This window comes from Vibrio sp. V12_P9A6T4 (assembly GCF_963874835.1).
Classification (GTDB): domain Bacteria; phylum Pseudomonadota; class Gammaproteobacteria; order Enterobacterales; family Vibrionaceae; genus Vibrio; species Vibrio anguillarum.
Window position 1 is genome coordinate 17,766 of record NZ_CAWNJO010000104.1, and the last position, 24,442, is coordinate 42,207.

Consider the following 24,442-nt stretch of genomic DNA (forward strand, 5'->3'; position numbering starts at 1 on the left):
TTACAAGTGTTTAACGCGACGTTTAACTTCTTCTTGTTTACCGAAGTTAAACGGACGAGCATCTGGGCTACCAAGGTAGCCACACACGCGGCGGGTTACGGAGACTTTGGATGAGTCGTGATTACCACATTTAGGACAGGTAAACCCTTTACTCGTACACTCAAATTCGCCAGTAAAACCGCATTCATAGCACTCATCAATTGGCGTATTGGTCCCATAATAAGGAACACGGCTGTAACTGTAATCCCAAACGTTTTCAAGCGCTTCTATGTTTTTCTGCATATTCGGAAACTCTCCATAACAGATAAAGCCACCACTTGAAACCTCTGGATATGGCATCTCAAAATCAATTTTATCGTATGGATTAACTTTCTTTTGCACATCCAAATGGAAGCTATTGGTGTAATAACCTTTATCCGTTACGCCTTCAATCACACCAAATTCTTTGGTGTCGATACGGCAGAAACGGCTGCAGAGGTTCTCACTTGGCGTACCGTACAAACTGAACGCGTAACCGGTTTCTTCCGCCCATTGGTTAACGGCCCCTTTCAGGTATTTAATGATATCTAACGCGCGATCTCGCAGTTCGCTATCATCATAAACATGTGTGTCACTGCCATAGAGCGCGGTAATGGTTTCGTGCACACCGATGTAGCCCAAAGAGATAGATGCTCGGCCATTTTTGAATATATCGGCAATAGAATCATCGGCTTTTAATCGAACACCACATGCCCCTTCCATATACAAAATAGGCGCGACGCGTGCTTTGACTTTTTCAAGGCGGCTGATGCGAGTTTCTAAAGCACGGCGAGCCAGTTTTAATTTTTTATCGAGTAATGTGTAGAACTGTTCAATATTTCGGCCCGCTTTCAGCGCGATACGAGGTAAATTGAGACTGACTACCCCCAAATTATTCCGCCCTTCGTGAATCAGCTCACCACCTTCTTCATATGTATTTAAGAAGCTGCGGCAACCCATTGGGGTTTTGAATGAACCCGTCACTTCAACTACTTTGTCGTAGTTGAGAATATCCGGGTACATGCGTTTGGTCGCACACTCTAATGCGAGTTGTTTAATGTCATAATTTGGATCTTCCGCTTTATGATTTAAGCCATCTTTGATGGCAAATACCAACTTAGGGAATACAGCCGTTTTACGATTTTTGCCTAAGCCAGCAATGCGATTTTTCAAAATTGACTGTTGAATCAATTTAGAGGCCCAACTGGTCCCTAGACCAAAGCCGAAAGTGACAAACGGAGTTTGCCCATTCGCGGTATGCAAAGTGTTGACTTCATATTCAAGTGACTGGAATGCGTCGTAGCACTCTTTTTCTGTACGGGACATAGCAAAGGCTTCGGGATGATGAATATCCCACTCTTTTGCTATTTCTAAATGTTTGTCGTAACTGGCTGTCACATAAGGTTCAAGCACTTCATCGATACGGTTGATGGTGGTGCCGCCGTAAATATGGCTCGCAACCTGAGCGATAATTTGCGCGGTCACTGCGGTGGCGGTTGAAATTGATTTTGGCGTATCAATTTCCGCATTACCCATCTTAAAGCCATGAGTGAGCATGCCTTTTAAATCAATCAGCATGCAGTTAAACATTGGGAAAAAGGGAGCGTAATCCAAGTCATGATAGTGGATATCACCCTCTTCATGCGCTTGCACAATATCACGCGGTAAAATTCGGGTTTTAGCGTAGTGTTTCGCCACAATACCAGCCAGTAAGTCACGCTGCGTTGGGATCACTTTGCCGTCTTTATTCGCATTTTCATTGAGCAGATCGGCATTACTTTCTTCGATAAGGCCTTCAATCTCTTGCGTCAAGGCACTTTGCTTCTCACGCGCGATATCACGATCGTGTCGGTACTCGATGTATGAACGAGCTAATGCTTTATAGGGCCCTTGCATTAGCTCGTTCTCTACTAAGGTTTGAATCTCGGCGATATGGACTTCATCGTAATCTTTGAGCTTCAGTTCTACCGCCAACGCCACATTGAGTGCGTAAATAGCGATCTCTTTATCAATATGTTCAGCTGCACTTTCCACGGCAGATTGAATGCGATCACGGTTGAACGGGGCTCTCGATCCGTCACGTTTGATTACGATAGGTTTCACCATTTCTCCTTACCCCTAGCATACTCACAGAGTTATCCACAAATACACTATATAGAGCAGTTTATTATCCGACTGACACAATATATTGTGGTGCATTTAACGAAAACTCCCAACTTAGGGTATTGATTTGGATCAATAAAAACCGAGCATTGAACAAGATCAATGCGATCTTGGAGTAGTAGATCTCACTTAGAAAAGAAACGATGAAAATTGCAAATTTTTGATTTTTCCTCTTGAAATTTCACCGAACCTGATAGGCTAAGCCTTCGGATTCGATCAGTGAGGTATTGCGATGTTAAAATCAAAATGTGTATGTCGATTAGCGGCAGCAATACTCTTTATTCCCTCTTTCGCGACTTGGGCACAAAGTCTCACATTAGCGACATGAAATGTCGAATTCCAGCACACTATTTCATGATTAATCGAGGTCATTTCGTTGCCAAAAAACATCATCCATACTTTTCTTGGAATGGCTTTTCTTGAAACACTGTCCTCGGGCGAGACAAGTGATAATAGATGGCCGAAATGAAGTTAATAGGAATGATCAATCCGCACATTGATCGACTTTAACAACTACAGCACGATTTTTACCCGCCGACTTGGCTTGGTACATTAAACTGTCCGCAACAGTAAGTGAGACCTTATCAGGAACAAGATCGTAATAGGCGCCACCCAAACTGATACTGAGCGTGATCGTATCACTGGCTACTCGCATTGGATTTTCATAGACAGATTGACAGATATATTGAGCTTTCAATTTGACCTCTTCAAAGGCATAGAGAGTAAGAATAATGGCGAACTCTTCTCCACCTAAACGAGCAATAAAGTCATTATTGGATAACTTTCTCTGTACATGTCTAACCACATGAATAATGGCTTGATCACCCACTTCATGACCAAACTGATCATTGATTAGCTTAAAGTTATCAATGTCAAACACCAATAAGGTGAAGGGGACGGGAGTTCCTTGCAATTCTGCTATCTTTGATTGGAAGTGTCGGCGATTACTGATTTTTGTTAGCTCATCAGTTTGCGCCAATTTCTCTAGCAAGTGATTTGCTCTCTCTAAATCGATGGTTTTATGTATGACTGCGCGTCTTAACATCAAGATGTAAATACAGAGAACCATCAGAGCTACGCTAATGATGATCGGGATAAAATTTTTTGGGTAAACCGTTTCCATGTAGATCCAGCGACTAAATAACTGCATTTTAGAGGCATCAGATACCTTATCTGTCGCATTTGCGAGCTTCTGCCAAAGAACGTCATTGCCCTCTTTCACCCCAAAGCGTAACGGCTCAGAATAGAGAAACTTAACTGGCACATATTTTTTCGGGCTATTTTCTGTAAACATAAAGAGATTAGCGACTTGATAATCGCTAATAAACCCTTCTAATTTTGCACTGGAAGCGGCATACAACATATCTTCATTCGTGGCAAAGTAGACCAAGTTTAATTTAGGTAAATATTGAGCTGCGTAATACGCCTCATAGCCACCCAATACAACACCAACCTTAATATCGATTTCACCTGAAAATATTTTGTCAAAATCCGTACCGAGTAAGTGTTGATCTAAGAATACGTGCGTCTCGATCGCCATAATTTCAGGTCCAAAATCGAGGAACAGATCTCGCTCAGGTGATTGAATTAGACCAGCATGAACGTCGGCTTGCCCATGTTTAACCAGCTCTAGTGATTCGTTCCAGCTTACTAGTTTAAATTCAACATCGAACTCGCTTTGCTCAGCAACGACTTTCCAATAATCGACTAAGATTCCGGCAGGCTCTCCTTGCTTATTAATATACGAATACGGTTTCCACTTGGCTGAGCTTGTAATAAGCAGAGGTTGAGAAAGATCATGCTCGCTGGAGAGCGGTTCACCGACTTCTGCCGTAGAAACGATGACTGGAAGCTGCAGCGCCAATACAGCCATCACTCGAGAAAATATCATCAATAACGCAGATTTCAGTTTCATGTTTTCCTAACTGGGGAGTTTGGTTGACTCAAACACGATTAAGCTTGCACCGCTTTTCTTGTTATGAAACACCTTTAGTTATAATCATAGCGAATTTATCCGTAATCTACCTATTTAAAACTGCATTTTTAATATCCATTGCCTGCTGACATTTTAAAGCTGACAAAAAGGGCGCTGACTACTCAGCGCCCTTTTTATAGTTAGAGCAAGGGAATAGTTAGAACAGAAAGATCAATGACGCATAACCGTATAATACAAAACAGGAATAACCAATAAAGTTAAGACGGTAGAAACAAAGATGCCGAAAATCAGGCTAATGGCTAGGCCATTAAAAATGGGATCATCTAAAATAAATACCGCCCCGATCATGGCCGCTAAAGCGGTAAGCATGATGGGTTTAGCACGAACAGCCGCCGACTGAATAACCGCTTCGGAAAATGCCACACCTTCTTCAACCTGCTGATTAATGAAATCAACCAGCAAGATGGAGTTACGTACAATAATCCCCGCGAGTGCTATCATCCCAATCATCGACGTGGCGGTGAACTGAGCACCAAGTAACGCATGGCCGGGCATGACGCCAATAATCGTCAGTGGAATTGGAGCCATAATGATCAACGGAACAAGGTAGGACTTAAACTGCGCGACAACCAGTAAGTAAATAAGGATCATCCCAACCGCGTAGGCAATGCCCATGTCGCGGAATGTTTCATAAGTGATCGTCCATTCACCATCCCAGAAGATTTCGACACCATTTAACCCTGTAGGTTGGTGGATATAATACTGTTCCACAGGTAGGCCAAGTGCATTGATGTTGAACACCATTTCAAACATACCGTATAAGGGGCTGTCTATTTCACCCGTCATGTCCGCCACCACCATCACCATTGGTAACAGGTTTTTATGCACAATGTAGTCATCCATTTGAGTTTGGCGAATAGTGACTAAATCAGACAGTGGATATGCACTGCCCGCAGTGCTCCCTACTTTCATGTTCAACACTTGATCTAATCGGACTTTGACATTTTCACTAGCTTGCACTTGAATGGGGATTGGGTACTTGCTGTGCTCACTGTGCAAATAGGTGATCGGCTTTCCACCGACGGCCGTCGCCAAAGCATCGACTATCGAAGCATAAGGTACTTGATAGTGTGACGCTTTGCTGCGATCAATCACTACTTGCCATTTTTGATGCACTTCCGGTAGATACATATCGATATCGACAATATCCGCTGTTTCGTGGAAGATCCCGCGTAGCATCCTTGCCGCTTGTGCCCGAATGTCATGTGTCGGACCATAAACTTCCGCTAAAATAGGTGACCAAACGGGTGGCCCCGGTGGAACTTCAACGACTTTGACTTTACCGCCAAATCGGCTGGCAACCTCATTAAGCTTGGGGCGTACCTCACTTGCAATCGTATGACTATCTTTATCGCGCTCTTTTCGCCCTAACAGGTTCACCTGAATATCGCCTTGGTTGGCTTGATTGCGCATAAAATAATGACGCACAAGGCCATTGAAGTTGATCGGTGCGGCTGTACCTGCGTAAATCTGATACCCACTGACTTCAGGCACGCTATTTAACACCGCGCCAAGTTCAAATAAAACGCGTTGCGTTTTCTCAAGCGACGCCCCTTCAGGCATATCCAATACCACTTGAAACTCTGATTTATTATCGAAAGGCAGCATTTTTAAAACCACGGCCTTTGTGATTGGCAGTAATAGGGAGCCAGCAATAAGCGCAAATACCGCAAGCATCAAGAAAAAGCGGTTACGTCTTTGTGCAGCCGAGACCACGAAAGGATTCATGATTCGGTGAAAGATGCCTTGAGTTGATTGAGATTGTGCTTGATGCGATGAAGGCTTAAGAAACTTGGCCGCTAACCAAGGTGAAAAGACAAATGCAACCGCCAATGAAATCAGCATTCCCATCGAAGCATTGATGGGAATTGGGCTCATATACGGGCCCATAAGCCCAGAGACAAAGGCCATTGGCAATAGTGCGGCAATCACGGTTAAGGTGGCAAGGATTGTGGGTCCACCCACTTCATCAACCGCCGTAGGAATGAGATCCACCAGCTTGCGCTTACCTAACGCCATATGACGGTGGATATTTTCCACAACAACAATGGCATCGTCCACTAAAATGCCAATAGAGAAAATTAACGCAAAAAGCGAGACCCGGTTGAGTGTAAAACCCCATGCCCATGATGCAAACAGTGTCATCATCAAGGTGACAACAATAGCCATACCGACCACGATAGCCTCGCGCCATCCCATCGCAATAACCACCAAAATAACGACTGCAGTGGTTGCAAAAATCAATTTACCGATCAATGTATTGCTTTTATCGGCGGCGGTTTTCCCGTAGTCACGCGTGATTTCAACACTGATTCCGTGTGGAATTAACTGATTTTCAAGTTCTGCAACTCGAGCTTCAACCATCTCAGCCACACGAACGGCGTTTTCACCTCCTTTTTTAGCGATGGCTAAGGTAACTGCTGGATAAATACCTTGCTTATCACTGGTCCAAACTTGTTGGGTTGATGTATCAACACCCAATTGAACCGTAGCGACATCCGCTAAATATACCGGTGTCTGGTTATGCAGCCCAATCACCAATTGCTTTACTTCTTCAACTTTTGTTAAAAACTGACCAATTTGGATGGGAAACTGCTGATTTTCATGCGTCAGTTTCAACATTGGAGAGCTGTGGTTCGCCGCAGGAAGATGCTGATTCAGTTGATCTAACGTGATGCCAAAGCTGTTCATTTTAACGGGGTCTAAACGTACATCAACAATAGTAGGGTGGCGACCTATCGTATAAATATCTCGTGTACCATCAATGCGTTTGAGCTCTGTTTCTAAACCATGGGCCACTTGCGTTAACTGCTGGTTGTCCAAAGTACCCGTTTTATCGGATAACGTAATGCTGACGATAGGCACATCTTCAATGCCTTTAGGTTTAATGATCGGCTCGCCCACCCCAACGCCTTTTGGCATCCAATCTTTATTGGAATAGAGTTTATTATAAATACGAACCACGGCGTCGTTTCTAGGAACGCCGACATCAAAGATAGCCACAATCATCGCACCATCGGGTTGTGAAAAAGAGTAAATTTTATCAATTCCCTCAATTTCAGAGATGATCTGCTCTGCTGGGTTCGTCACTAAACTTTCCACTTCCGCCGGAGAAGCTCCGGGAAAAGGAATATACACATCGGCAAAGGTCACATCGATTTGCGGCTCTTCTTCTTTAGGAGTAACCATTACCGCAAAAACGCCCATCAGTAACCCAACAATCGCGAGCAACGGCGTCATCGCTGAAGTCTGAAAAGCTTTGGCAATACGTCCTGAGACGCCTAAACGATTATCCATATCACTCACCTACTTGTGTAAATACACGGCTTGCAACCGTATCGCCTTGTTCCAAGCCAGATAATACTTCCACATATTCACCATAGGTTTGCCCTAATCGCACTGGATTTAGCAGTCGTTTATCATCAACGATGCGATATACGGCACTCAGTTCTGCTCGGCGAATCACAGCGGCAACAGGAATGAGCATCACCTCACGTTGACCATAATTAAACTCTGTCTTGACCCACATTCCTGGCATCACTTGCCCGGACTTGTTAGTTTGATCTGCACGAGGCAGCTCAAGACGGATTTTGAATGTATGTGATTGAGGGTCTGCATAACTGAATAAGCTGTAATCGATTGGGGTTATTTTATCGCCCGTAGGCATAATGACTTGGAATTGAGCAACATTGGTGACTGCAGGCTGATAGCGCTGCGGAATGGCCGTTTCAACACGCAACTCATTGAATGAGAAACCACTGAGCAGCGCAGTACCCGGAGCCACCGTTTCACCCAGCTCTACATGTCGCTCCGTCACGACACCATCATAAGGGGCGGTAATATTGGTGTATCCAAGTGACTCCTTCGCCTGCACGACTGCGGCTTTTGCCGCCTTGACGGCCGCAGCAGCACTTCGAGCTTGAGCTTCAGCGCCATCCATTTGGTCTTGTGAAATCGCACCTTTAGGAAACAGCAGTCGATAACGCTTTAGTTGAGCTTGAGCTTCACGATTTCGAGCCTCTGCACTGGTTAACTGAGCTTGAGATGCGTCTAAAGAAGCCGATTGCTGAATAGCGCTGATTTCTAATAGCACGTCGCCCTTTTTAACAAAATCGTTAACGTCGACATACACACCAACGACTCGACCAGAGGTTTGAGCCGCAACTGTCCCTTTGTTAACTGGCTGGACAACACCTTCAAATGCAATCTGCTGTGGTATCTGCTCATAGGTCACGATATAACGATCATCAGCATAGCCAACGGCCCAATAACCGCTCGTGATTAAGGCAATACACGCAATCCAAATTCGCCTTTTCATACCCATCCCTCATGTTAATCGTTACGATTCCACTTGCTTATTGAATTCTAGTTAGATTAAACCGTTTGCGTTTGCTGTTGTTTATTATTCTTAATGCAGATCAACAAATTAGTTGCACCAAGCCCAACCATCATTGAGACAAAGAATAGCCATACCTCAATATTACCCAGTGCAAGGCTTGATAGTGCTGGCCCTGGACAGATGCCCACTAATCCCCAACCTAACCCAAAAATCGCAGCACCAGAGATAAGCCGGGTATCAACACTGCGAGTCGTCGCTAAACAGAATTTTTCTGCGTTTATAGGCTGCTGTCTTGCTTTAATAACGATGAAATAGGTCGGCATAAAAACGGCCAATGCGCCTCCCATCACAAACATTAAGCTTGGATCCCAAGCACCAGCCACATCCAAAAAACCTACGACTTTGGCTGGATTGGCCATTCCTGAGATAACCATACCCGCACCAAACAAAATACCTGCCACTAACGAGGTTAATCTAAACAACATCTGATTCATTTTGACTCACTTATAGAAGATGAAGGCGTACAAACACAGTAATGGCAGCAACGCCCATGAAGGTACCTGTCGCCGCAATAGAGCGAGTGGATAGTCGACCAACACCACAGATACCATGGCCACTGGTGCAACCATTTCCTAATCGAGTGCCTACCCCAACTAATAGGCCAGCAAGCGCCAAAACACCGTTATTAAAGTTAAAAGTTTGCGGCACTTGTGCATTTAAAAACCAAACGGCAATAGCACCACCAGTTACCATGCCAAGTGCAAATAACAAACGCCATGCAAAATCACGCGTTTTAGGCGTCATCAATCCCGTTAATACCCCACTTATCCCAGCAATTTTGCCGTTAAACAGCAACATGAGTGAAGTTGATATCCCTAGTAAAACACCACCTAACAACGATTCCCAAGGAATAGAAAACAACATTATTTATCCTTTTAACCTATGACAAATGAACTAATTACAAAAAACGGTCTGCAAACTTTGAATAAGCTGTACAACCCGCGGATCTGATAGCGAATAGAAGACTTGCTGCGACTCCTTTCTTGCTTTGATCATATTTTGCTTACGAAGTACGGTTAAATGTTGCGAAAAGGCTGATTGACTTAACATCGAGCTTTGCTGCAATTCTCCAACGCCCACCTCACCATTAATTAACTGGCAAAGCACCATCAAACGCTCAGGGTGGGCCATCGTTTTAAGCAACTCTGAAACCTCTATCGCATTTGTTTTCATTTGCTCCACATTGACTGATGTGATCTCCATCATTCCCCCTTCGCATTGCATTTAATTAGATAATACTAATGAATGAGCTTTAGTCAACGCTTATTTAGCTTATCCAAAATTAGATAAATTAACATTAGACATTGCTAATCAATAAATTTATAGTGACTTTAATTTACAACGGAGGGTAACAACATGACGATTGAAAATGGGGTAAGAATATTGGCGGGCAGCATGGTACTGCTGTCGATCGTTTTAACTGTGTTTGTCCATTCAAACTTTATTTGGCTAACGGTATTTGTTGGAGTGAACTTAATTCAAAGCGCTTTCACAGGGATTTGTCCAGCGGCCTTTTTCTTGAAAAAGCTTGGCCTGCACTGAGGATTTACTTACCTTACCATGCCGCTTTTGTTTAATTTTACTGGAGTAATTTATGACTAAGATTGTGATTATTGGTGGTGTCGCGGGTGGTGCATCCGCAGCGGCTCGTGCTCGTCGACTCAGCGAAGAAGCTGAAATCATTATGTTTGAGCGGGGCCCCTTCGTTTCATTTGCTAACTGTGGCTTACCATATCACATCGGCGGTGACATCAAAGAGCGCAGCAATTTGCTGCTACAAACACCGGAAAGCTTTTTAGCGCGTTTTAATGTGGATGTGCGCACTATGAATGAAGTGCTGCGCATTAATCGTGCAGCGAAAACCATCACTGTACGCAATCTGCTCGATCAGTCAGAGTACCAAGAAAGCTATGATTTTTTGCTGCTTTCCCCTGGAGCGGGTCCTATTGTCCCGTCGATTCCTGGGATTCAAAACCCACTGACCCATTCGCTGCGCAACATTCCAGATATGGATAAAATCATTCAGACGCTGCAAATGAATAAACCTGAGCATGCAACTGTCGTCGGCGGTGGTTTTATCGGTTTGGAAATGATGGAAGCGTTCCATCACCTTGGTATCAAAACCACGCTGATCGAAATGGCTGATCAGGTAATGACACCTGTCGATAGTGAAATGGCGGGCTTTGCTCATGCGGAAATTCGCGCTAAAGGCATCGATTTACGTTTAGGTGTTGCCTTAAAATCGGTCGAATATAAACCAGCGACGACGTTACCTAGCACAGAATCGGGTGAAACTCTGGAGCACAAACACATCGAAGGTGAACTGGATCTTGTGCTCAGCAATGGTGAAATACTCACCACTGACATCCTGATTATGGCGATTGGTGTGCGTCCAGAAACCAAACTGGCTGCTGAAGCGGGCTTACAACTCGGTGAACTTGGTGGCATTTGGGTGAACGAACAGATGCAGACCAGCGATCCAGCGATTTACGCCGTCGGCGATGCGATCGAAGAAAAGGATTTTGTTACAGGCAAACAAACACTGGTTCCACTCGCAGGCCCTGCTAATCGCCAAGGTCGCATGGCAGCTGATAACATGCTTGGTCGTAACGAAAGCTATCAAGGGACACAAGGAACTGCCATCTGTAAAATATTCGACTTAGCTGTAGCATCGACAGGTAAAAACGAGAAGCAACTGAAACGTGACGGTGTTGAATACGAAAAAGTATATGTACACACCGCAAGCCATGCTAGCTATTATCCCGGTGCCGAAATTGTCTCTTTTAAAATGCTCTTTGATCCACAAAATGGAAAAATATTTGGTGCGCAAGCGGTTGGTAAAGATGGCATCGACAAGCGTATCGACGTGATGGCTGTCGCTCAACGTGCAGGTATGACAGTAGAACAACTACAACACTTAGAGCTGACTTACGCGCCACCATACGGCAGCGCGAAAGATGTGATTAACCAAGCAGCTTTTGTCGCGACAAATATAATGAAAGGCGATGCAAAAGCCATCCATTTTGATCAAATCGATTCGCTAAGTGACACGCATATTCTTTTGGATGTACGTAATCCAAGTGAACGTGAAAATGGTAATCATCTCAAAGGCGACATCAATATTCCGGTTGACCAACTTCGTCAACGTATGGATGAACTGCCCAAAGACAAAGAGATCATCATTTATTGCCAAGTCGGGTTGCGCGGTAATGTAGCCTACCGCCAACTGGCCAATAATGGCTTTAAAGCACGTAACTTGATTGGTGGGTTCCGTACTTATCTGTTTGCAAAACAATAAAAGATTCAATTGAGTGCTGCTGATGCGGCACTCTTTTTAAGTTAACCGATGTAAACCGCGATTGGCATATTAGTCTGTTCTTCAAGCTCTTTTAATTTCGCCAACAAAGCTGAGTTAATTTGATTGCCAGCGGTCAACATTAAGTTTCCATTGGGTAAGTACAAATCACGCTTAATTTTCATACCCGGTTTCACTTCACTCAAACCGATGCACAATTCTAGGCCATCCTCCAAGTGTTTTAACGAAGTTACTACCATTAAAAAAGCATCCACGACTGTGGGGTCATATAAGGTTCCAGCCTGCTCTTTTATATAACTCTGCGCACTTTTGGTATGCATACGACGTGGATTATTTGGTGATGCAATATAGTAGTCATAATCTTTAACCACTTTAATAATACGTGAACACAAAGGTATTTCTTCACCATGTAAATGGCCTGGCTTACCAGTACCGTTATACAACTCATCTTGGTGGCGAATGATTTCGACTAATGGCTCAAAGCGCTTAATTCGGCCTAAAATCTCGGCGCCTAATACAGAATTGGCGTTAGGACTCTGAGGAATTGAGGTTTCTGGATCAACAATCAACTTTTCAAGTTCTTTATCTTTCGCACCGATTAATCCTATTTGGTGCATCAAACCACACAAGTAGACATGACTTACTTGGCTTTCAGGTAGTTTTAACCGCTGCGCTACTACCTTCGCTTGGTTAGCAATACGCTCTGCGTGATCGGCTGGGTGTCCCGTTCGATATTGAATGATCGCAGTAACCATACCTAGTATATCTTTAAACGTCTTGTTACGACTTATCAACAAATGTTCTAACTTTTTATTAGATGATTGCAGCTCTAACGTTCTCTCTTTTACCTTCTGCTCTAAATCTTGATTAAATTCAGCCAGCTTACGATTATTGTCCTCCAAGGCTAGATTCACCACTTCGAGCTCGCTATTGCGTTTTTCTAACTCGATAGCCAAATGTTCTCGCTCTTTTGTCAGACGATAAAACTCCGCTGCTTTTGAAACGATCAGTTTTAGGTTTTCGTTATCCCATGGTTTGCCAATATAGGTATGAATTCCGCCGGAATTTACTGCCCTGACGGTTGACTGAATATCACTATATCCAGTAAGCAGGATACGAATCGTCTCAGGATATAATTCTTTTGATTTTGCGAGAAAATCGGCACCATCCATCTCTGGCATCCGCATATCAGAGATAATAATAGAGACCTCATGTTGATCTAAATATTCCAAGGCTTCCTTTCCGCTATTAAAAGAAACTATGTCATAATCTGTACGCAAAACCCTCGTTAGTGATTTTAGAATTTCGCTCTCATCATCTAGCAGCAGAAGGCTAAGTCTATCACCACCAATCGCTATTTTTTGTGCGACATTTTCCATCGTTCCTCCTCCATTCTAGACAAATAACTGACCACGTCGTCTGATGATAATGCCTGACTCACCAAATGCCCCTGGATAATGGAACAGCCCAAGGTTTTCAATTTATCCGCTTGCTCCTGAGTATCAACCCATTCGGCGATCACTCCCATTTCAAGTGATTCAGCACTGTCTATCATTGCCCTCAGAATAACTTCATTGGACGCTGATTTGCCAATTGCTTGAACAAATCGTCCATCAATTTTAAGTACATCGAAAGGCATTTCGCACAGATATTCATAGCCCGCATATCCAGTTCCAAAATCATCCAGTGCACAGCTCAATCCCAACCCTTTCAGTTTACTGAGTTCTTGTTTCGCCTGAATAAAATCCTCAATAAAGTCATGCTCCGTTATCTCTATTGACAAGTTATTCAAACCGCAACTGAGCTTTGTAGTTAGCTTAGTCAATAATTCGTAAAATTGCCCATTTATCAACATGTTCCCAGGCACATTAACACTGATATTTCGATCTTTAATTAGTTTCTGATGTTGTTTGATGAACATCAGTACGTCTTCCAATATTTTTTCGGTCAACACTTTAGTTAAACCATACTGCTCAATTATGGGTAAGAAGCTGGCTGGATATTGCCACCCATTCTCAACTGTTTTGCGCCTAGCTAATGCTTCAAATCCACAAACATCACCAGTTACCGTCGACAGTTGCGGCTGATAAAACGCGCAGAAATAGCGTCTATCGATATCGTTTAATACAGAAAATAGCGCCAATAACTCTCGGGATTGAGGATCATTATCGAGCCAGTAAATCGGCAGTTGATGATGCAAACGCACTCGCGAGCGTTCATTAAGGTCAGCAATAGATATATCATCGACTTGATGCAACGATTTGACATCACAGAGCAAAACCGTGTATCTGGTTTTAATAAGATGTGTGTCGACTTCAACAGGCTGAGAGAGTCGCGAACATAGACGCATCACAACTTGATAACCTTTGGGGCTGTATGGAATGCACATAAACAGCTTATCTTTGTAGCGATATATGGTTTCCGGCTCTGTATTACCATCACTCAGATGCCACGCCAGCGTTTTAATAAATTGATTACCAAGCGCTCCGCCGTATTGATGGTTAATTTCGTCTAGATTAGCAATATTCACCATGACCAAAGCGTATGAGGAGTCACCATGTTTTTTCAATTCGATAATCTGTTCATCTAACGTACGCCGGTTTTTTAAGTTCGTCAGCACATCACTACCTAGCAATGCTTCACGCTCCAATAAACTCAAACGTATAGTTTCAATCAGCTCCTCTCTATCCCATGGTTTTTGGAGAAAACGATGCAATTTCCCTTCGTTCAAAGCACGAGACAAACCTTTGATGTCAGCTTGACCAGATAGAATAATGGTTACAACATGAGGATACTTATTGCGAATATTGACGACCAGCTCTGTCCCATCCATATTAGGCATTCGATAATCAGAAATCACAATTTCGATAGGGTGCCGCTCTAAAATAGTCAGAGCCTCAAGGCCGCTACTCGCACAATGAACCACAGAAAAATGCGGTTTGAATTCACGAGTTAAAGCTTTAAGTACCGCTGGCTCATCATCTACAAGCAGAATTTCTTTATATCGAAACATACAATTACCCCAATCCTTTCATCGAATGATGAGGTGCAACATAAAGCGGTAAACGAATATAGACGCAGGTTCCTTGACCTATCGTCGACTGAATTTCAATTTTCCCGAGGTGCTCTTCTATGATTTCTTTCGCAACAGATAATCCAAGTCCTGCACCATCACCGATACGCTTGGTGGTAAAAAAAGGATCAAAAACGTACACTAAATCTTCCGGACAAATGCCTTTACCGTTATCGCATACCGATAGACAGACACTCGATTTATTCTCGATTAATAAGCTGTTTTCCATATACAAGGCGACATTGACTTCACCATCAGTATGAGAGAATGACTGTAACGCATTGACTAACAAATTAATCAGTACTTGTTGGAGCTTATGGGTTTGCCCTAGAACATAAAATGGTATTTGAGGAGGTTCATAATTTAAGCGTGCTTTCAGCTTCATTTCACCCAACACCATATTAGTTGCAGAGCTAACCACGTCTCTTAAATCGACCATTCCAACTGATAATTTGGACTCGTGATAATACACATTCAAGCTCGCTACAATGTTTTTAATACGCGAAAGCCCCTCTAAACTTTCCACAATGATAGACTCGCTATCATCAAGTATTTCTGCCAACTGACGGTCGTTGATCTGCTGGATCTCTGGGTGTGCCTTCACTTGGGCAAGATAGGAACTTAACGTGTTGAAATTACTCATCACAAAGCCGAGTGGATTATTGATTTCATGCGCAACACCGGCGGCCAATTTACCTAAAGAAACCCTTTTTGCATCTTGCTCATTTCGTTGAAGATCACTACTACTCTCCCGCATAGACGACAGTAATTTTAAGGCCATCTCAACCAGTAACATGCCTTCTTGGATTTTTTCTAATTCACTTAAGTCAAAAGCATTCAGCGTTGTTCGCGCAAGAAACAGGCTATAGCGCCGCGTCAGTGAGGAGACGGAAAAGGTAACGCCACTTTTCCAAGCAGGAAAGTCATTGTGATAGTCTGAGAATTTCCCCGCCTCATTGGCTAAATCAGGGAAGTAACTAAACTCCGTATCGGCTAAGACCGGGTATGTGCTTAACTTAATTGTATCGGTGATTGGAAAACTAGAACGCAGTATCTTGAGCCTCTGCTCAGAATTGTAAGAAAATAGCACGATATGTGTATTAGGGAATAAAGGCTGAACATGAGTAATAAACTGATCTAACTTGTCTTCTTGTGATTGATTTGAAAACATAACTCCTAGCAAAGAAAGTACGACGTAGTGAAATGTTGAGTCCAAGCTGTGTTCTTCTTGAAAGCGTCTATTCTCTTCCTGTTGCTGGGTTTTACTCACATGCATACTCCCTAATCAAATAACGATAATTTTCACTCTATTGCTAGTGTAGCCAATTCGATTGCGTCTATCGGCAACGTAATGATGAATTCAGTACCTTTATTCACTTCGCTATGAACTGCAATGGTGCCTTTATGACCATTGATGATCCCGTACGAAACTGATAAACCTAATCCTGTGCCGGACCCAACCGCTTTGGTGGTAAAGAAGGGTTCAAAGATGCGATCTTTAATCGCATCAGGAATACCGCTTCCCGTATCTTTAATGCGAATTTCAACCTGTTTCTCATTTAACTTAGCTAATGAGATGGTGATGGTGCCTTCTCCGACAATCGCCTGACTTGCATTGACAAGAATATTAAGAAGAACTTGGTTAATCTGCATTGGCTGGCAATACACGTCAGGCACGTTTTCTTGATATATCTTCTCTAAAGTAATGTTGTATTTGATTTCGTTATTGATGATTTTCAGCGTTGATTCGATACAGTTTTCCAAATTTGCATAGCTCCATTCAGAACCATCAACGTGTGAAAACTCTTTCAAATTTTTCACAATGGCCATTACTCGAGATGAACCTTCTAGTGATTCTGAAATCAAATCTGCCGTATCTTCTAAAATAAAATCAATCTGTTTCTCTTGTAGTAATGACTCACACTTTGCCGCTAGAGCGGTATCATTTGCTTGTGAAACCTGCTGTTTTATCCCTTCTAAAACGGCGGCTAGCGTTTGAAAATAGTCACTCAGTGTTTGAATATTGGATGTGATAAACCCTACTGGATTATTGATCTCATGGGCGATACCTGCTGAAAGCTGCCCAATAGAGGCCATTTTCTCTGATTGCAGTAGTTGTCCTTGTGCATCTTCGAGTTTTTTAATCAACACTTTTTGCGCTTGATGTTCTTGCTCTAATTGATGAGAAATGCGCTTAAGTTCCTGCTGCTGGCTAGCTTGTATCGTTACGTCATAGACACATATACAGACATGCTCGATAGTCCCATCTTCACTATGAATAGGGATGATCTCCAAATCTTGATACATCTGTTCTTCTTCACCCGATACAGGGCGGGAACTTTTAAAGGGCAATAGGTGAGGCTTCTGCTCCCAGCTACTAAAGCTTGAAGTTTCAATCACCAATGCCGTATCAATTTTTCGTTTAAGGTAGTCTGCGGAATGAGGAAATAGTTCAAGTATGTTCTTTCCTTGCATCACATCACCATCAAAAATGACTCGGGATTGGAAATAGTCATTAGCTTTCACGATAATGTAATCCTGTCGTACTATGCACAACGCAAAAGAGAGTTGATCCAGCAGATCAGAAAGCAGTAAGCGGCTTTTTCCCATTCCAAACTCCTACATCAACTCATCGAGGTGAATGAGTACCTTATCCAATTCGTTGTCTGCAAAACAGATGATGGTTTTAGCAGAGAATGACGCTTTTTCGACTAAAAAAGAGATTTCCATAATTAAAGATAGCTTCCACTGAGAAATGGGAAGCGGCTGTGTTGACGGATAAAACAGCACTGGAGACTGAATTTTAGTTTTTATGTCTATTTGCTGACATAGACCCTTTAGACTTGCACCAGATAAAATATTCGAGATATCTAAAATGCTCTCCTCTAGGCTCACGACATCTTGAGCATCACCTGTTGATTGTTTTAGATCGCTCACTATCTGTTCACAGCCTTTTCTGCTCATTAAGGTCACTAACTCACCATCCATGCCACCAAAAAAAGACTGCCGAGTGTAGTAATAATCGGTTTCATAAGATTGCAGTTGCGCTAAATCCTCATCCGTTGCCACTCCAATACTGGGTACAGATATAGTGACGTGTAAATTAAGTAAGGTAGCCAGTTTATTTGCTGCTCTGCCCATTGAGATATTCATAAATTCTTGCAGGGCGTCTTTATGGTCTTCTGAAAGTGCCATTGTCATAATAGTCCTACCTCGTGCAATGTTTGTTTTAGCTGTGCTGGGTCAAGTGGTTTTTGCAAAAAGGTGACTGCACCGAGTTCTCTTACGCGCTGCTGAGCAAAAGGTTGAATATCGGCACTAATGACAATGACAATACTTTTAGCATCAATGCTATGCAAATATTCAAGGACTTGGAAGCCATCCATTTCTGGCATCGTCAAATCTAAAAACATCACTTCAGCGCACCCATTTTGGTAATTGACTAGGGCTTCTTTGCCATTTTGGGCTTCGTTGATTTCTACATCCCACTCTTCAGGAATCGCCCTCATTACCGCTTTTCTCGACATCTTTGAATCGTCTGCTATTGTAATTTTAATTGCCATGCTCGCTCCCTCTAACCAAAAAAAGTAATTATATAATTACTCAATAAATATGGGTTTTAGCTCAACTAATACGCTTGCAATGGAACTTGGTACACCGTCAATCAGTGTTTGGTAGCTCTCATTTTCCTTACATGCTTCTATACGATTTGCAAGCCCCACAATACTGCCAAGTACAACAGATTTGTCATCTGAAAAAAAATCACTCTTACTTTGATTAAGAACGATCTCTCCAATCTCTGAACCGTATCCCCATATCATCAGCATATATGCCGTTACTATGTAGTAATCAGCATATTCTTGTTGAAGCTCCAAGAAAGAATCAACATTATGGATATCAGCGCCTTCCTCCATCAAAATCAATTTTCCGATTGCGGTAAGCAAGCTTGAGACAAACACCCGATCTTTATCTTGTAGGGAGTACCCCAAGTTTTTAGCCAGTAAACGGGATATATAGCTCACCCTCAGCGCCTGTTCTGAAATATCTTGGTGAGCCTTTTTTGAAACTAAGCTGTTAGCGTGATGGCTCAATAACGATATGGCGATGCTCTCCACTAAAGTCGCGCCTAAACGTCCAACAGCTTCCGATAGTGAATCTGTAGTTCGACGAAAACCTAAGTAAGAAGAATTGGCAATTTGAAACACTCGTGCGACTAATACAGGCTCATGGCTAATGGTGTCTGCGATCGATTGAAGATCACAAGTAGGAGAGGCGATAGTTTGTTGTAAACGATGTATCGAATTGGGTAACACCGGAAGATCTTTCAAGCTTCCGAGTTTAATTCGACACTCACTGTTAAACGGCATTTGATAAAGACGTTCGGTACATTCAAATAAGCGTTCAAAGTCCTCTTGTGTGAATGGCTTAGGCAGTACGAAGTGGGAATACGCATGCGCTTTTTGAGGCAAATTCTCCTGCGTATTCCCAGTTAAAAGAGCTCTCACTACTTGCGGGTAAGACTGCTTTACCTCTTTTAAAAGCTCATCGCCACATTTATGCGGCATGAGTAAATCTGAAATGATAATGGCTGGCGGTTGGCAATTATGCTTATTCCATTCTGACAACCAATCTAGTGGCTCTGAAACGAGTATAATTTCCCATTCTGGACGAATACGCCTGATCAAACGAGCAATGGCTTTAAGCATAAAAACATCATCATCTATGCACATGACTTTCAAATGTACTTTTTCCATTTGATTCTCACTTAGCTTCATCGTTTTATTTATTCATATATTGGTTGATTTCGTCCAACAACAACTTACTTTGATCATTGATAGAACTGATTGAAAACTCGGTGTCTTGAGTAACATTGGTTAGATTATCAGTTGCGGCTTCAAGTTTCTGGAATTCAGATGCTAATACATCCGCTCCGACAAACCGAGATGACGATTTCATGGTGTGTGAAATGTGATGAATCACCTCAACTTGGTTGCCACAAAACGCATTGCTAAGTTTGTTCAAAGCTTCCAACAGGCTTTTTCGATAGCCGCACAGCATCTCATTCACATTCTCTTCACCAACCATATCCGCCACCCTCTCTGGTGAAAAATACTGCAATCCGTCCATAAAGTGCACCCATAAGCCAAAAAAGTTGATATATGCATCCTGACTTCTAATCCAAAGCGTTAGTACTAGTGTAGACCATATTGCTTAAGTGCTAACAAAAAAGAGCGAGTGAAGTGTATGTATTAGCTTAATACTGCATTGGTAACATCGTAAGAAATAAAGCAATTTCTACCTTGATGCTTTGCTTGGTACAAGGCTTCGTCGGCCAGATTGTAAATATTAGCGATAGACTCAGTACCATTCGGCGTTAACGAGATGACACCTTGAGATAAGGTGACATGATCAGCAATTTCGCTGTATTGATGAGGATAGTGTGCCTTGATCATTGATTGTTGGATTCGCTCAGCGGCGATCAGTGCTTGTTCATAATTGGCATTGCCCAGCAGCACTAAAAACTCTTCACCGCCATATCGCCCTACATACTCACCAGTGCGCACAAATAACTGATTCACCGTTTGCGCAATGGTAATCAAGCAGTTATCTCCTTCTATATGGCCGTAGTTATCGTTAAACCGTTTGAAATAGTCCACATCGATTAAAATGAGGCTCATGGGAAATTTGTGCCGCCCATGCCAACTGATCATCTCTTTAAGCTTGTCATCTATAAATCGACGATTAAAGACTTGCGTTAAGCCATCTTCATTTGCTTGCTGCTGCAAAACACGATTTAGCTCTTCAAGTTTAACCGTTGCGCGTTTAAGCTCTCGACGCATACTTGCAATACGCTGCATGGCTAATAATTTGGAGTTGAGTACCAGTTTATCGACTGGCTTGGTTAAGTAATCATCACCGCCTGCCTCTATCGCTTGCGCGATCATCGACGGTTCATCATGCCCACTTAAAAAGATAATAGGCACCCATTCATGGTATTGCTGACGTATTTTTTTCGACAATTCAAAACCATTCATGCCGGGCATCGAAATATCCATCAGAATCAGTTCTGGATCAAATTGGCAATAGCTATCCAATGCCGCTTGTCCACTGGCAACCGCCTCCACGTGATGACCGAGCTGTTTAAGACGAATGGTGAGTTGCATTCGATCCAATTGTACGTCATCGACCAGTAAGATCCTCATAGAAGAGCCCGAACTTACCATCTGTAACCCCTTTAAATTTCAATCATATGCTTACGTATAACATAGATTTATTCACTTTCTTTGTTTAATTTTGCGCACAATATTGACTTTTCGCTATAAATTTTTAGCATGTAGCTTTTCCCCTAAAGAGATATCTTCATGTCTGAAGTAAAGCAAACCGAACAACCTGTAGTGGACTTAGACGCCATCTCGCCAGAATTGCGCCAAGTAATTGAATTTGATCAAGTGCCACAAGAGATGTACTACATGGTCGTGTCTATACATGAAGTCTCTGAAGAAGCGGTACGCGAGTCTTGGAACTCTCTACCAGCCAGTGCGCAAAATGTGTTGGATAATTTTGAACAGTTTCATGCGTTGATCTCTGTCAGCCAAGCTTTTGCTGGTGTCAATGTCATGGAGGAGTTCCCAACATTGAATTTACCGAAAGAGATGACAGACCAAGATAAAGAAGAGTACCGAGCAGAGCTTCTTGATCAAGTGCTGCATAACTGTGTGAAAGATATGGTTAAACAGATCAAAAAAGCACGCCGCGACCCGATTCTAAAACGCGATTTTAAAGACGTGTTTGCAAAATAAAACGCACACCATTGAGCATAAAGCCGTCAATTTTATATGACGGCTTTTTCTATTGAACCTGAACTCGAGATAAGAGAGGCTTAGGTTATTGAATCAATACATTAATAATGAAAAACATTAATGCGTTAAGACGATATCACGCTGCGACACGCTCACGCCTTTAATTTGCACATACAGCGAATCACCAACATCCAGTTGTAGCTCATCGGCCGCCCATTTGGTTACCGTAGCCCACAGGTAACACCCTTCGCCTAACTTGAGTTTTATCCCCACACTCTGTTTATCAGTACCTAGAGGCTGCTTTTCAAGCTGGCAAATCTGCGCAGGCAGAATATTACGAATTGACGTCCGGTTTGGCTTATCAAGCGCCACCGAAACATCATTTGCACGGATCTGTAATCGCAGTGCAGAGCCTACCTCGCCTTCCACATATTGCACCCAAAGTTTGACATCATCTGCAAGCGAGACCTGTGTGAGCGCATAATCTTTGTTGTGCTGGCAGATGTGGGCAGAAAACAGACTACTTTGGTCGGCAAATGATTGCCAAGGACGCATATAATTTGAAGACCACACTTGCTCTAGCTCACCGCTTATCAGCACAGCGCCCTGCTCTAACACAACTAAATGATTAGCCAGACGCAAAATTTCATTCATGCTGTGCGTCACATAGAGAATGGGAATATGTACGCTATGAGCCAGCTCTTCCAAAAAAGGCATCACTTCACGTTTGCGCGGCATATCGAGCGATGCCAACGGCTCATCCATCAATAAAATATCTGGCTTGGATAGTAAGGCTCGGCCAATCGCTACTCGCTGTTTCTCCCCACCAGATAAATCAGGCGGATAACGTGTAAGTAATGGCGCTAAGGCCAATAATTTTACGATGGCGGCGAAGTGGTCGGCATCCTTTTTTTTGACACCATAGTTTAAATTGCCATGAACGGTGTAATGTGGAAACAATCGAGCATCTTGAAAAACGTAACCAACATTGCGCTTTTCAACAGGCAAGTTGATTTTTTTTCGTTGACTAAATAGGATGCGGCCATTGATCTCGATTTCACCAAGTTCAGGCTTCACCAATCCACTAATAATATTGATGAAGGAGGTTTTACCCGCCCCTGAACGCCCGAAAACAGCACAAATACCACGGCTTGGTAAAACCAAATCCGCATTAAGCTTGATATCACCTAACTGTTTTTCAAATTGAATCTTTAACCCACTCATCATTGAGTCCCTAAGCGCCGAGTCATTCGGCGGCTAATCACTTCAGAAATGAATAACGAAGCCAAGGCAATCATGATCGAGATAATACACAAACGCATCGCTTCCATTTCGGCTCCTGGCGTTTCTAAAAAGTTATACATCGCAAGAGGAAGCGTTTGTGTTTCACCGGGAATATTGGACACAAAGCTAATGGTGGCCCCAAACTCGCCTAGGCTGCGAGCAAAAGAGAGCATCGCGCCAGTGATCAGCCCGGGTATCGTTAAGGGTAATGTAATGGTCAAAAAAACTTTGAGTGGTGAAGCGCCTAAGGTTCGAGCCGCTTGCTCTAACTTAGGATCGACGCTTTCAAGGCTTAAACGAATCGCACGAACCATCAAGGGCAGTGCGATGATGACACACGCCAACACGGCTCCACGCCAACTGAAGCTGAAACGCAAGCCAAACATATTATCAAGCCACTGCCCAATTACGCCTTGTTTACCCATGGTGATCAACAGAAGATAACCCACGACCACTGGCGGTAAAACGAGCGGCAAATGCACTAGGCTATCCAGTATACTTTTACCCCAAAACTGCTTTCTGGCGAGTAGCCACGCAAAAAACATTCCCAGCGGTAAGAGCCAAAGCACGGTATAAATCGCGACTTTTAAGCTCAGTTGCAGTGCAACCCATTCGTACTCAGAAAGCAAAGGAATCCGTTCCTGTTATCACGCTAAAACCGTAGTTCTGTAAGATACTTTTTGCTTGATCGCTGCGTAAAAAAAGCATGAATTGATTCACCGTATCACGCTCAGTTAGCTGCACTAAAGGATAATGGATAGCGCTGTGTAGGCTTGAATCAAATTCGTGTACCACTTTGACCTTATTGCTCATCAATGCATCCGTCTTATATACAATACCAAGTGCGGCTTCTTGACGTTCCACTAGCGCAAGCACTAAACGTACGTTATTGGTTTGAGCCAGCATAGGGGCGAGCGACGACCACACTTTTAACTTTTCTAGTGCCTCTTTGGCATACATTCCCACAGGCACTGCCATTGTGTTACCTATCGCTAAACGTGAACCGTTCAAGGCGTCAAGCCATGCCGCAACATCATTTACCACCAGCGAATTGAGCTTCGACGATTGAGGGGCGATAAGCACCAGCTGATTTCCAGCCAACAATGTGACCTTATCGCTCGTCACAATGTTCTTGTTAAGCAAGTGAGTAACCCAGTTATCATTGGCTGAAATGAAAATATCCGCTGGTGCACCTTGCTCAATTTGACGAGCAAGCGCGGATGAACCCGCATAAACGGGCACAATGTCTAACGGTTGTTTCGGCTGGTAAGCCGCAATCAATTCATTAACCGCATTCGTCATGGATGACGCTGCATAAACAGTGATTTTCTCTTGTGCATAAACCGCCGTGCAGCACAGCATGGCGACGATAGAGAGCAGTATTTTTCTCATG

The 24,442-nt window shown here is 43.1% G+C and carries 22 protein-coding genes; 3 read left to right on the top strand and 19 right to left on the bottom strand.

The window, feature by feature from the left end; genetic code table 11:
- From nrdD to AACQ42_RS15710, 7 genes are all read right to left on the bottom strand, one after another.
- Window positions 1-2,121: an anaerobic ribonucleoside-triphosphate reductase gene (gene nrdD / locus AACQ42_RS15680; RefSeq protein ID WP_026028505.1), complete on the bottom strand. Its 2,121-nt coding sequence runs from the start codon at window positions 2,119-2,121 to the stop codon at window positions 1-3.
- Window positions 2,122-2,665: 544 nt separating this feature from the next.
- A complete protein-coding gene (locus tag AACQ42_RS15685) occupies window positions 2,666-4,096 on the bottom strand; it encodes a transporter substrate-binding domain-containing diguanylate cyclase (protein ID WP_094164876.1) in 1,431 nt (476 codons plus the stop codon).
- Between the two features lie 231 nt (window positions 4,097-4,327).
- Window positions 4,328-7,474 carry an efflux RND transporter permease subunit gene (locus AACQ42_RS15690; protein WP_094164878.1) on the bottom strand — a complete coding sequence of 1,049 codons (3,147 nt, stop codon included), beginning with the start codon at window positions 7,472-7,474 and terminating at the stop codon, window positions 4,328-4,330.
- A gap of 1 nt (window position 7,475) precedes the next feature.
- Complete coding sequence (locus AACQ42_RS15695; RefSeq protein WP_411848012.1) at window positions 7,476-8,495, bottom strand: efflux RND transporter periplasmic adaptor subunit; 1,020 nt, start codon at window positions 8,493-8,495, stop codon at window positions 7,476-7,478.
- Window positions 8,496-8,551: 56 nt separating this feature from the next.
- Window positions 8,552-9,010, bottom strand: a complete 459-nt coding sequence (locus tag AACQ42_RS15700) for a YeeE/YedE family protein (protein ID WP_013867868.1) — start codon at window positions 9,008-9,010, stop codon at window positions 8,552-8,554.
- 10 nt (window positions 9,011-9,020) lie between these two features.
- Window positions 9,021-9,440, bottom strand: coding sequence for a YeeE/YedE family protein (locus AACQ42_RS15705; RefSeq protein ID WP_013867869.1), 420 nt, complete (start codon window positions 9,438-9,440; stop codon window positions 9,021-9,023).
- A 30-nt stretch (window positions 9,441-9,470) separates the two neighbouring features.
- The gene (locus AACQ42_RS15710) at window positions 9,471-9,800 is read right to left on the bottom strand and encodes an ArsR/SmtB family transcription factor (protein ID WP_013867870.1); all 330 of its coding nucleotides are present in this window, start codon (window positions 9,798-9,800) and stop codon (window positions 9,471-9,473) included.
- 132 nt (window positions 9,801-9,932) lie between these two features.
- On the opposite strand from AACQ42_RS15710, the gene AACQ42_RS15715 reads away from it, so the two are divergent.
- Window positions 9,933-10,118 carry a YgaP family membrane protein gene (locus AACQ42_RS15715; protein ID WP_017042380.1) on the top strand — a complete coding sequence of 62 codons (186 nt, stop codon included), beginning with the start codon at window positions 9,933-9,935 and terminating at the stop codon, window positions 10,116-10,118.
- Window positions 10,119-10,170: 52 nt separating this feature from the next.
- A complete protein-coding gene (locus AACQ42_RS15720; RefSeq protein ID WP_064626196.1) occupies window positions 10,171-11,874 on the top strand; it encodes an FAD-dependent oxidoreductase in 1,704 nt (567 codons plus the stop codon).
- 41 nt (window positions 11,875-11,915) lie between these two features.
- Here the strand turns inward: AACQ42_RS15720 and AACQ42_RS15725 are convergent, their stop codons facing one another.
- The 9 genes from AACQ42_RS15725 to AACQ42_RS15765 all read right to left on the bottom strand — a co-directional run bounded on the left by AACQ42_RS15725 (window position 11,916) and on the right by AACQ42_RS15765 (window position 21,189).
- Complete coding sequence (locus tag AACQ42_RS15725; RefSeq protein WP_094164880.1) at window positions 11,916-13,271, bottom strand: HD domain-containing phosphohydrolase; 1,356 nt, start codon at window positions 13,269-13,271, stop codon at window positions 11,916-11,918.
- On the bottom strand, window positions 13,247-14,905 hold the full coding sequence (locus tag AACQ42_RS15730) for an EAL domain-containing protein (protein WP_094164882.1): 1,659 nt from the start codon (window positions 14,903-14,905) through the stop codon (window positions 13,247-13,249). Before AACQ42_RS15730 ends, AACQ42_RS15725 begins: the two co-directional genes overlap by 25 nt.
- A gap of 4 nt (window positions 14,906-14,909) precedes the next feature.
- Window positions 14,910-16,241 (bottom strand): sensor histidine kinase, encoded by a 1,332-nt coding sequence (locus AACQ42_RS15735; protein ID WP_088733407.1) that lies wholly within the window; start codon window positions 16,239-16,241, stop codon window positions 14,910-14,912.
- 26 nt (window positions 16,242-16,267) lie between these two features.
- Window positions 16,268-17,575 carry a sensor histidine kinase gene (locus tag AACQ42_RS15740; protein WP_017047214.1) on the bottom strand — a complete coding sequence of 436 codons (1,308 nt, stop codon included), beginning with the start codon at window positions 17,573-17,575 and terminating at the stop codon, window positions 16,268-16,270.
- 9 nt (window positions 17,576-17,584) lie between these two features.
- Window positions 17,585-18,166, bottom strand: a complete 582-nt coding sequence (locus AACQ42_RS15745; RefSeq protein WP_013867877.1) for a chemotaxis protein CheC — start codon at window positions 18,164-18,166, stop codon at window positions 17,585-17,587.
- Window positions 18,163-18,528, bottom strand: coding sequence for a response regulator (locus tag AACQ42_RS15750; protein ID WP_019282209.1), 366 nt, complete (start codon window positions 18,526-18,528; stop codon window positions 18,163-18,165). Before AACQ42_RS15750 ends, AACQ42_RS15745 begins: the two co-directional genes overlap by 4 nt.
- A gap of 36 nt (window positions 18,529-18,564) precedes the next feature.
- The gene (locus tag AACQ42_RS15755; RefSeq protein ID WP_088733408.1) at window positions 18,565-19,740 is read right to left on the bottom strand and encodes an HDOD domain-containing protein; all 1,176 of its coding nucleotides are present in this window, start codon (window positions 19,738-19,740) and stop codon (window positions 18,565-18,567) included.
- 4 nt (window positions 19,741-19,744) lie between these two features.
- Window positions 19,745-20,050 (bottom strand): Hpt domain-containing protein, encoded by a 306-nt coding sequence (locus AACQ42_RS15760; RefSeq protein WP_019282211.1) that lies wholly within the window; start codon window positions 20,048-20,050, stop codon window positions 19,745-19,747.
- Window positions 20,051-20,214: 164 nt separating this feature from the next.
- Window positions 20,215-21,189, bottom strand: a complete 975-nt coding sequence (locus tag AACQ42_RS15765) for a diguanylate cyclase domain-containing protein (protein ID WP_088733409.1) — start codon at window positions 21,187-21,189, stop codon at window positions 20,215-20,217.
- Window positions 21,190-21,327: 138 nt separating this feature from the next.
- Here AACQ42_RS15765 and AACQ42_RS15770 point away from each other — a divergent pair, with 138 nt between their 5' ends.
- Complete coding sequence (locus tag AACQ42_RS15770) at window positions 21,328-21,765, top strand: DUF3069 domain-containing protein (protein ID WP_017046416.1); 438 nt, start codon at window positions 21,328-21,330, stop codon at window positions 21,763-21,765.
- Window positions 21,766-21,882: 117 nt separating this feature from the next.
- On the opposite strand, the gene modC is transcribed toward AACQ42_RS15770, so the two are convergent.
- The 3 genes from modC to modA are packed head-to-tail and all read right to left on the bottom strand — an operon-like array spanning window position 21,883 to window position 24,441.
- Window positions 21,883-22,989: a molybdenum ABC transporter ATP-binding protein ModC gene (gene modC, locus AACQ42_RS15775; RefSeq protein ID WP_040122869.1), complete on the bottom strand. Its 1,107-nt coding sequence runs from the start codon at window positions 22,987-22,989 to the stop codon at window positions 21,883-21,885.
- The gene (gene modB / locus AACQ42_RS15780; protein ID WP_176429635.1) at window positions 22,989-23,678 is read right to left on the bottom strand and encodes a molybdate ABC transporter permease subunit; all 690 of its coding nucleotides are present in this window, start codon (window positions 23,676-23,678) and stop codon (window positions 22,989-22,991) included. Before modB ends, modC begins: the two co-directional genes overlap by 1 nt.
- Window positions 23,668-24,441 carry a molybdate ABC transporter substrate-binding protein gene (modA, locus tag AACQ42_RS15785; RefSeq protein ID WP_088733412.1) on the bottom strand — a complete coding sequence of 258 codons (774 nt, stop codon included), beginning with the start codon at window positions 24,439-24,441 and terminating at the stop codon, window positions 23,668-23,670. The genes modB and modA overlap by 11 nt, the downstream gene beginning before the upstream one ends.
- Between the last annotated feature and the right edge of the window lies 1 nt (window position 24,442).

What these genes read in the sequence shown, in the direction of transcription:
- modC (WP_040122869.1), bottom strand. Translation starts at nt 22,989, where the DNA reads ATGAGTGGGTTAAAGATTCAATTTGAAAAACAGTTAGGTGATATCAAG.
- AACQ42_RS15685 (WP_094164876.1), bottom strand. Translation starts at nt 4,096, where the DNA reads ATGAAACTGAAATCTGCGTTATTGATGATATTTTCTCGAGTGATGGCT.
- AACQ42_RS15720 (WP_064626196.1), top strand. Translation starts at nt 10,171, where the DNA reads ATGACTAAGATTGTGATTATTGGTGGTGTCGCGGGTGGTGCATCCGCA.
- AACQ42_RS15735 (WP_088733407.1), bottom strand. Translation starts at nt 16,241, where the DNA reads ATGCATGTGAGTAAAACCCAGCAACAGGAAGAGAATAGACGCTTTCAA.
- AACQ42_RS15705 (WP_013867869.1), bottom strand. Translation starts at nt 9,440, where the DNA reads ATGTTGTTTTCTATTCCTTGGGAATCGTTGTTAGGTGGTGTTTTACTA.
- AACQ42_RS15710 (WP_013867870.1), bottom strand. Translation starts at nt 9,800, where the DNA reads ATGCAATGCGAAGGGGGAATGATGGAGATCACATCAGTCAATGTGGAG.
- modA (WP_088733412.1), bottom strand. Translation starts at nt 24,441, where the DNA reads ATGAGAAAAATACTGCTCTCTATCGTCGCCATGCTGTGCTGCACGGCG.
- AACQ42_RS15770 (WP_017046416.1), top strand. Translation starts at nt 21,328, where the DNA reads ATGTCTGAAGTAAAGCAAACCGAACAACCTGTAGTGGACTTAGACGCC.
- AACQ42_RS15745 (WP_013867877.1), bottom strand. Translation starts at nt 18,166, where the DNA reads ATGACAATGGCACTTTCAGAAGACCATAAAGACGCCCTGCAAGAATTT.
- AACQ42_RS15730 (WP_094164882.1), bottom strand. Translation starts at nt 14,905, where the DNA reads ATGTTTCGATATAAAGAAATTCTGCTTGTAGATGATGAGCCAGCGGTA.
- AACQ42_RS15695 (WP_411848012.1), bottom strand. Translation starts at nt 8,495, where the DNA reads ATGAAAAGGCGAATTTGGATTGCGTGTATTGCCTTAATCACGAGCGGT.
- AACQ42_RS15755 (WP_088733408.1), bottom strand. Translation starts at nt 19,740, where the DNA reads ATGAAGCTAAGTGAGAATCAAATGGAAAAAGTACATTTGAAAGTCATG.
- AACQ42_RS15725 (WP_094164880.1), bottom strand. Translation starts at nt 13,271, where the DNA reads ATGGAAAATGTCGCACAAAAAATAGCGATTGGTGGTGATAGACTTAGC.
- AACQ42_RS15740 (WP_017047214.1), bottom strand. Translation starts at nt 17,575, where the DNA reads ATGGGAAAAAGCCGCTTACTGCTTTCTGATCTGCTGGATCAACTCTCT.
- AACQ42_RS15760 (WP_019282211.1), bottom strand. Translation starts at nt 20,050, where the DNA reads ATGGTTGGTGAAGAGAATGTGAATGAGATGCTGTGCGGCTATCGAAAA.
- AACQ42_RS15715 (WP_017042380.1), top strand. Translation starts at nt 9,933, where the DNA reads ATGACGATTGAAAATGGGGTAAGAATATTGGCGGGCAGCATGGTACTG.
- AACQ42_RS15765 (WP_088733409.1), bottom strand. Translation starts at nt 21,189, where the DNA reads ATGGTAAGTTCGGGCTCTTCTATGAGGATCTTACTGGTCGATGACGTA.
- AACQ42_RS15700 (WP_013867868.1), bottom strand. Translation starts at nt 9,010, where the DNA reads ATGAATCAGATGTTGTTTAGATTAACCTCGTTAGTGGCAGGTATTTTG.
- AACQ42_RS15690 (WP_094164878.1), bottom strand. Translation starts at nt 7,474, where the DNA reads ATGGATAATCGTTTAGGCGTCTCAGGACGTATTGCCAAAGCTTTTCAG.
- AACQ42_RS15750 (WP_019282209.1), bottom strand. Translation starts at nt 18,528, where the DNA reads ATGGCAATTAAAATTACAATAGCAGACGATTCAAAGATGTCGAGAAAA.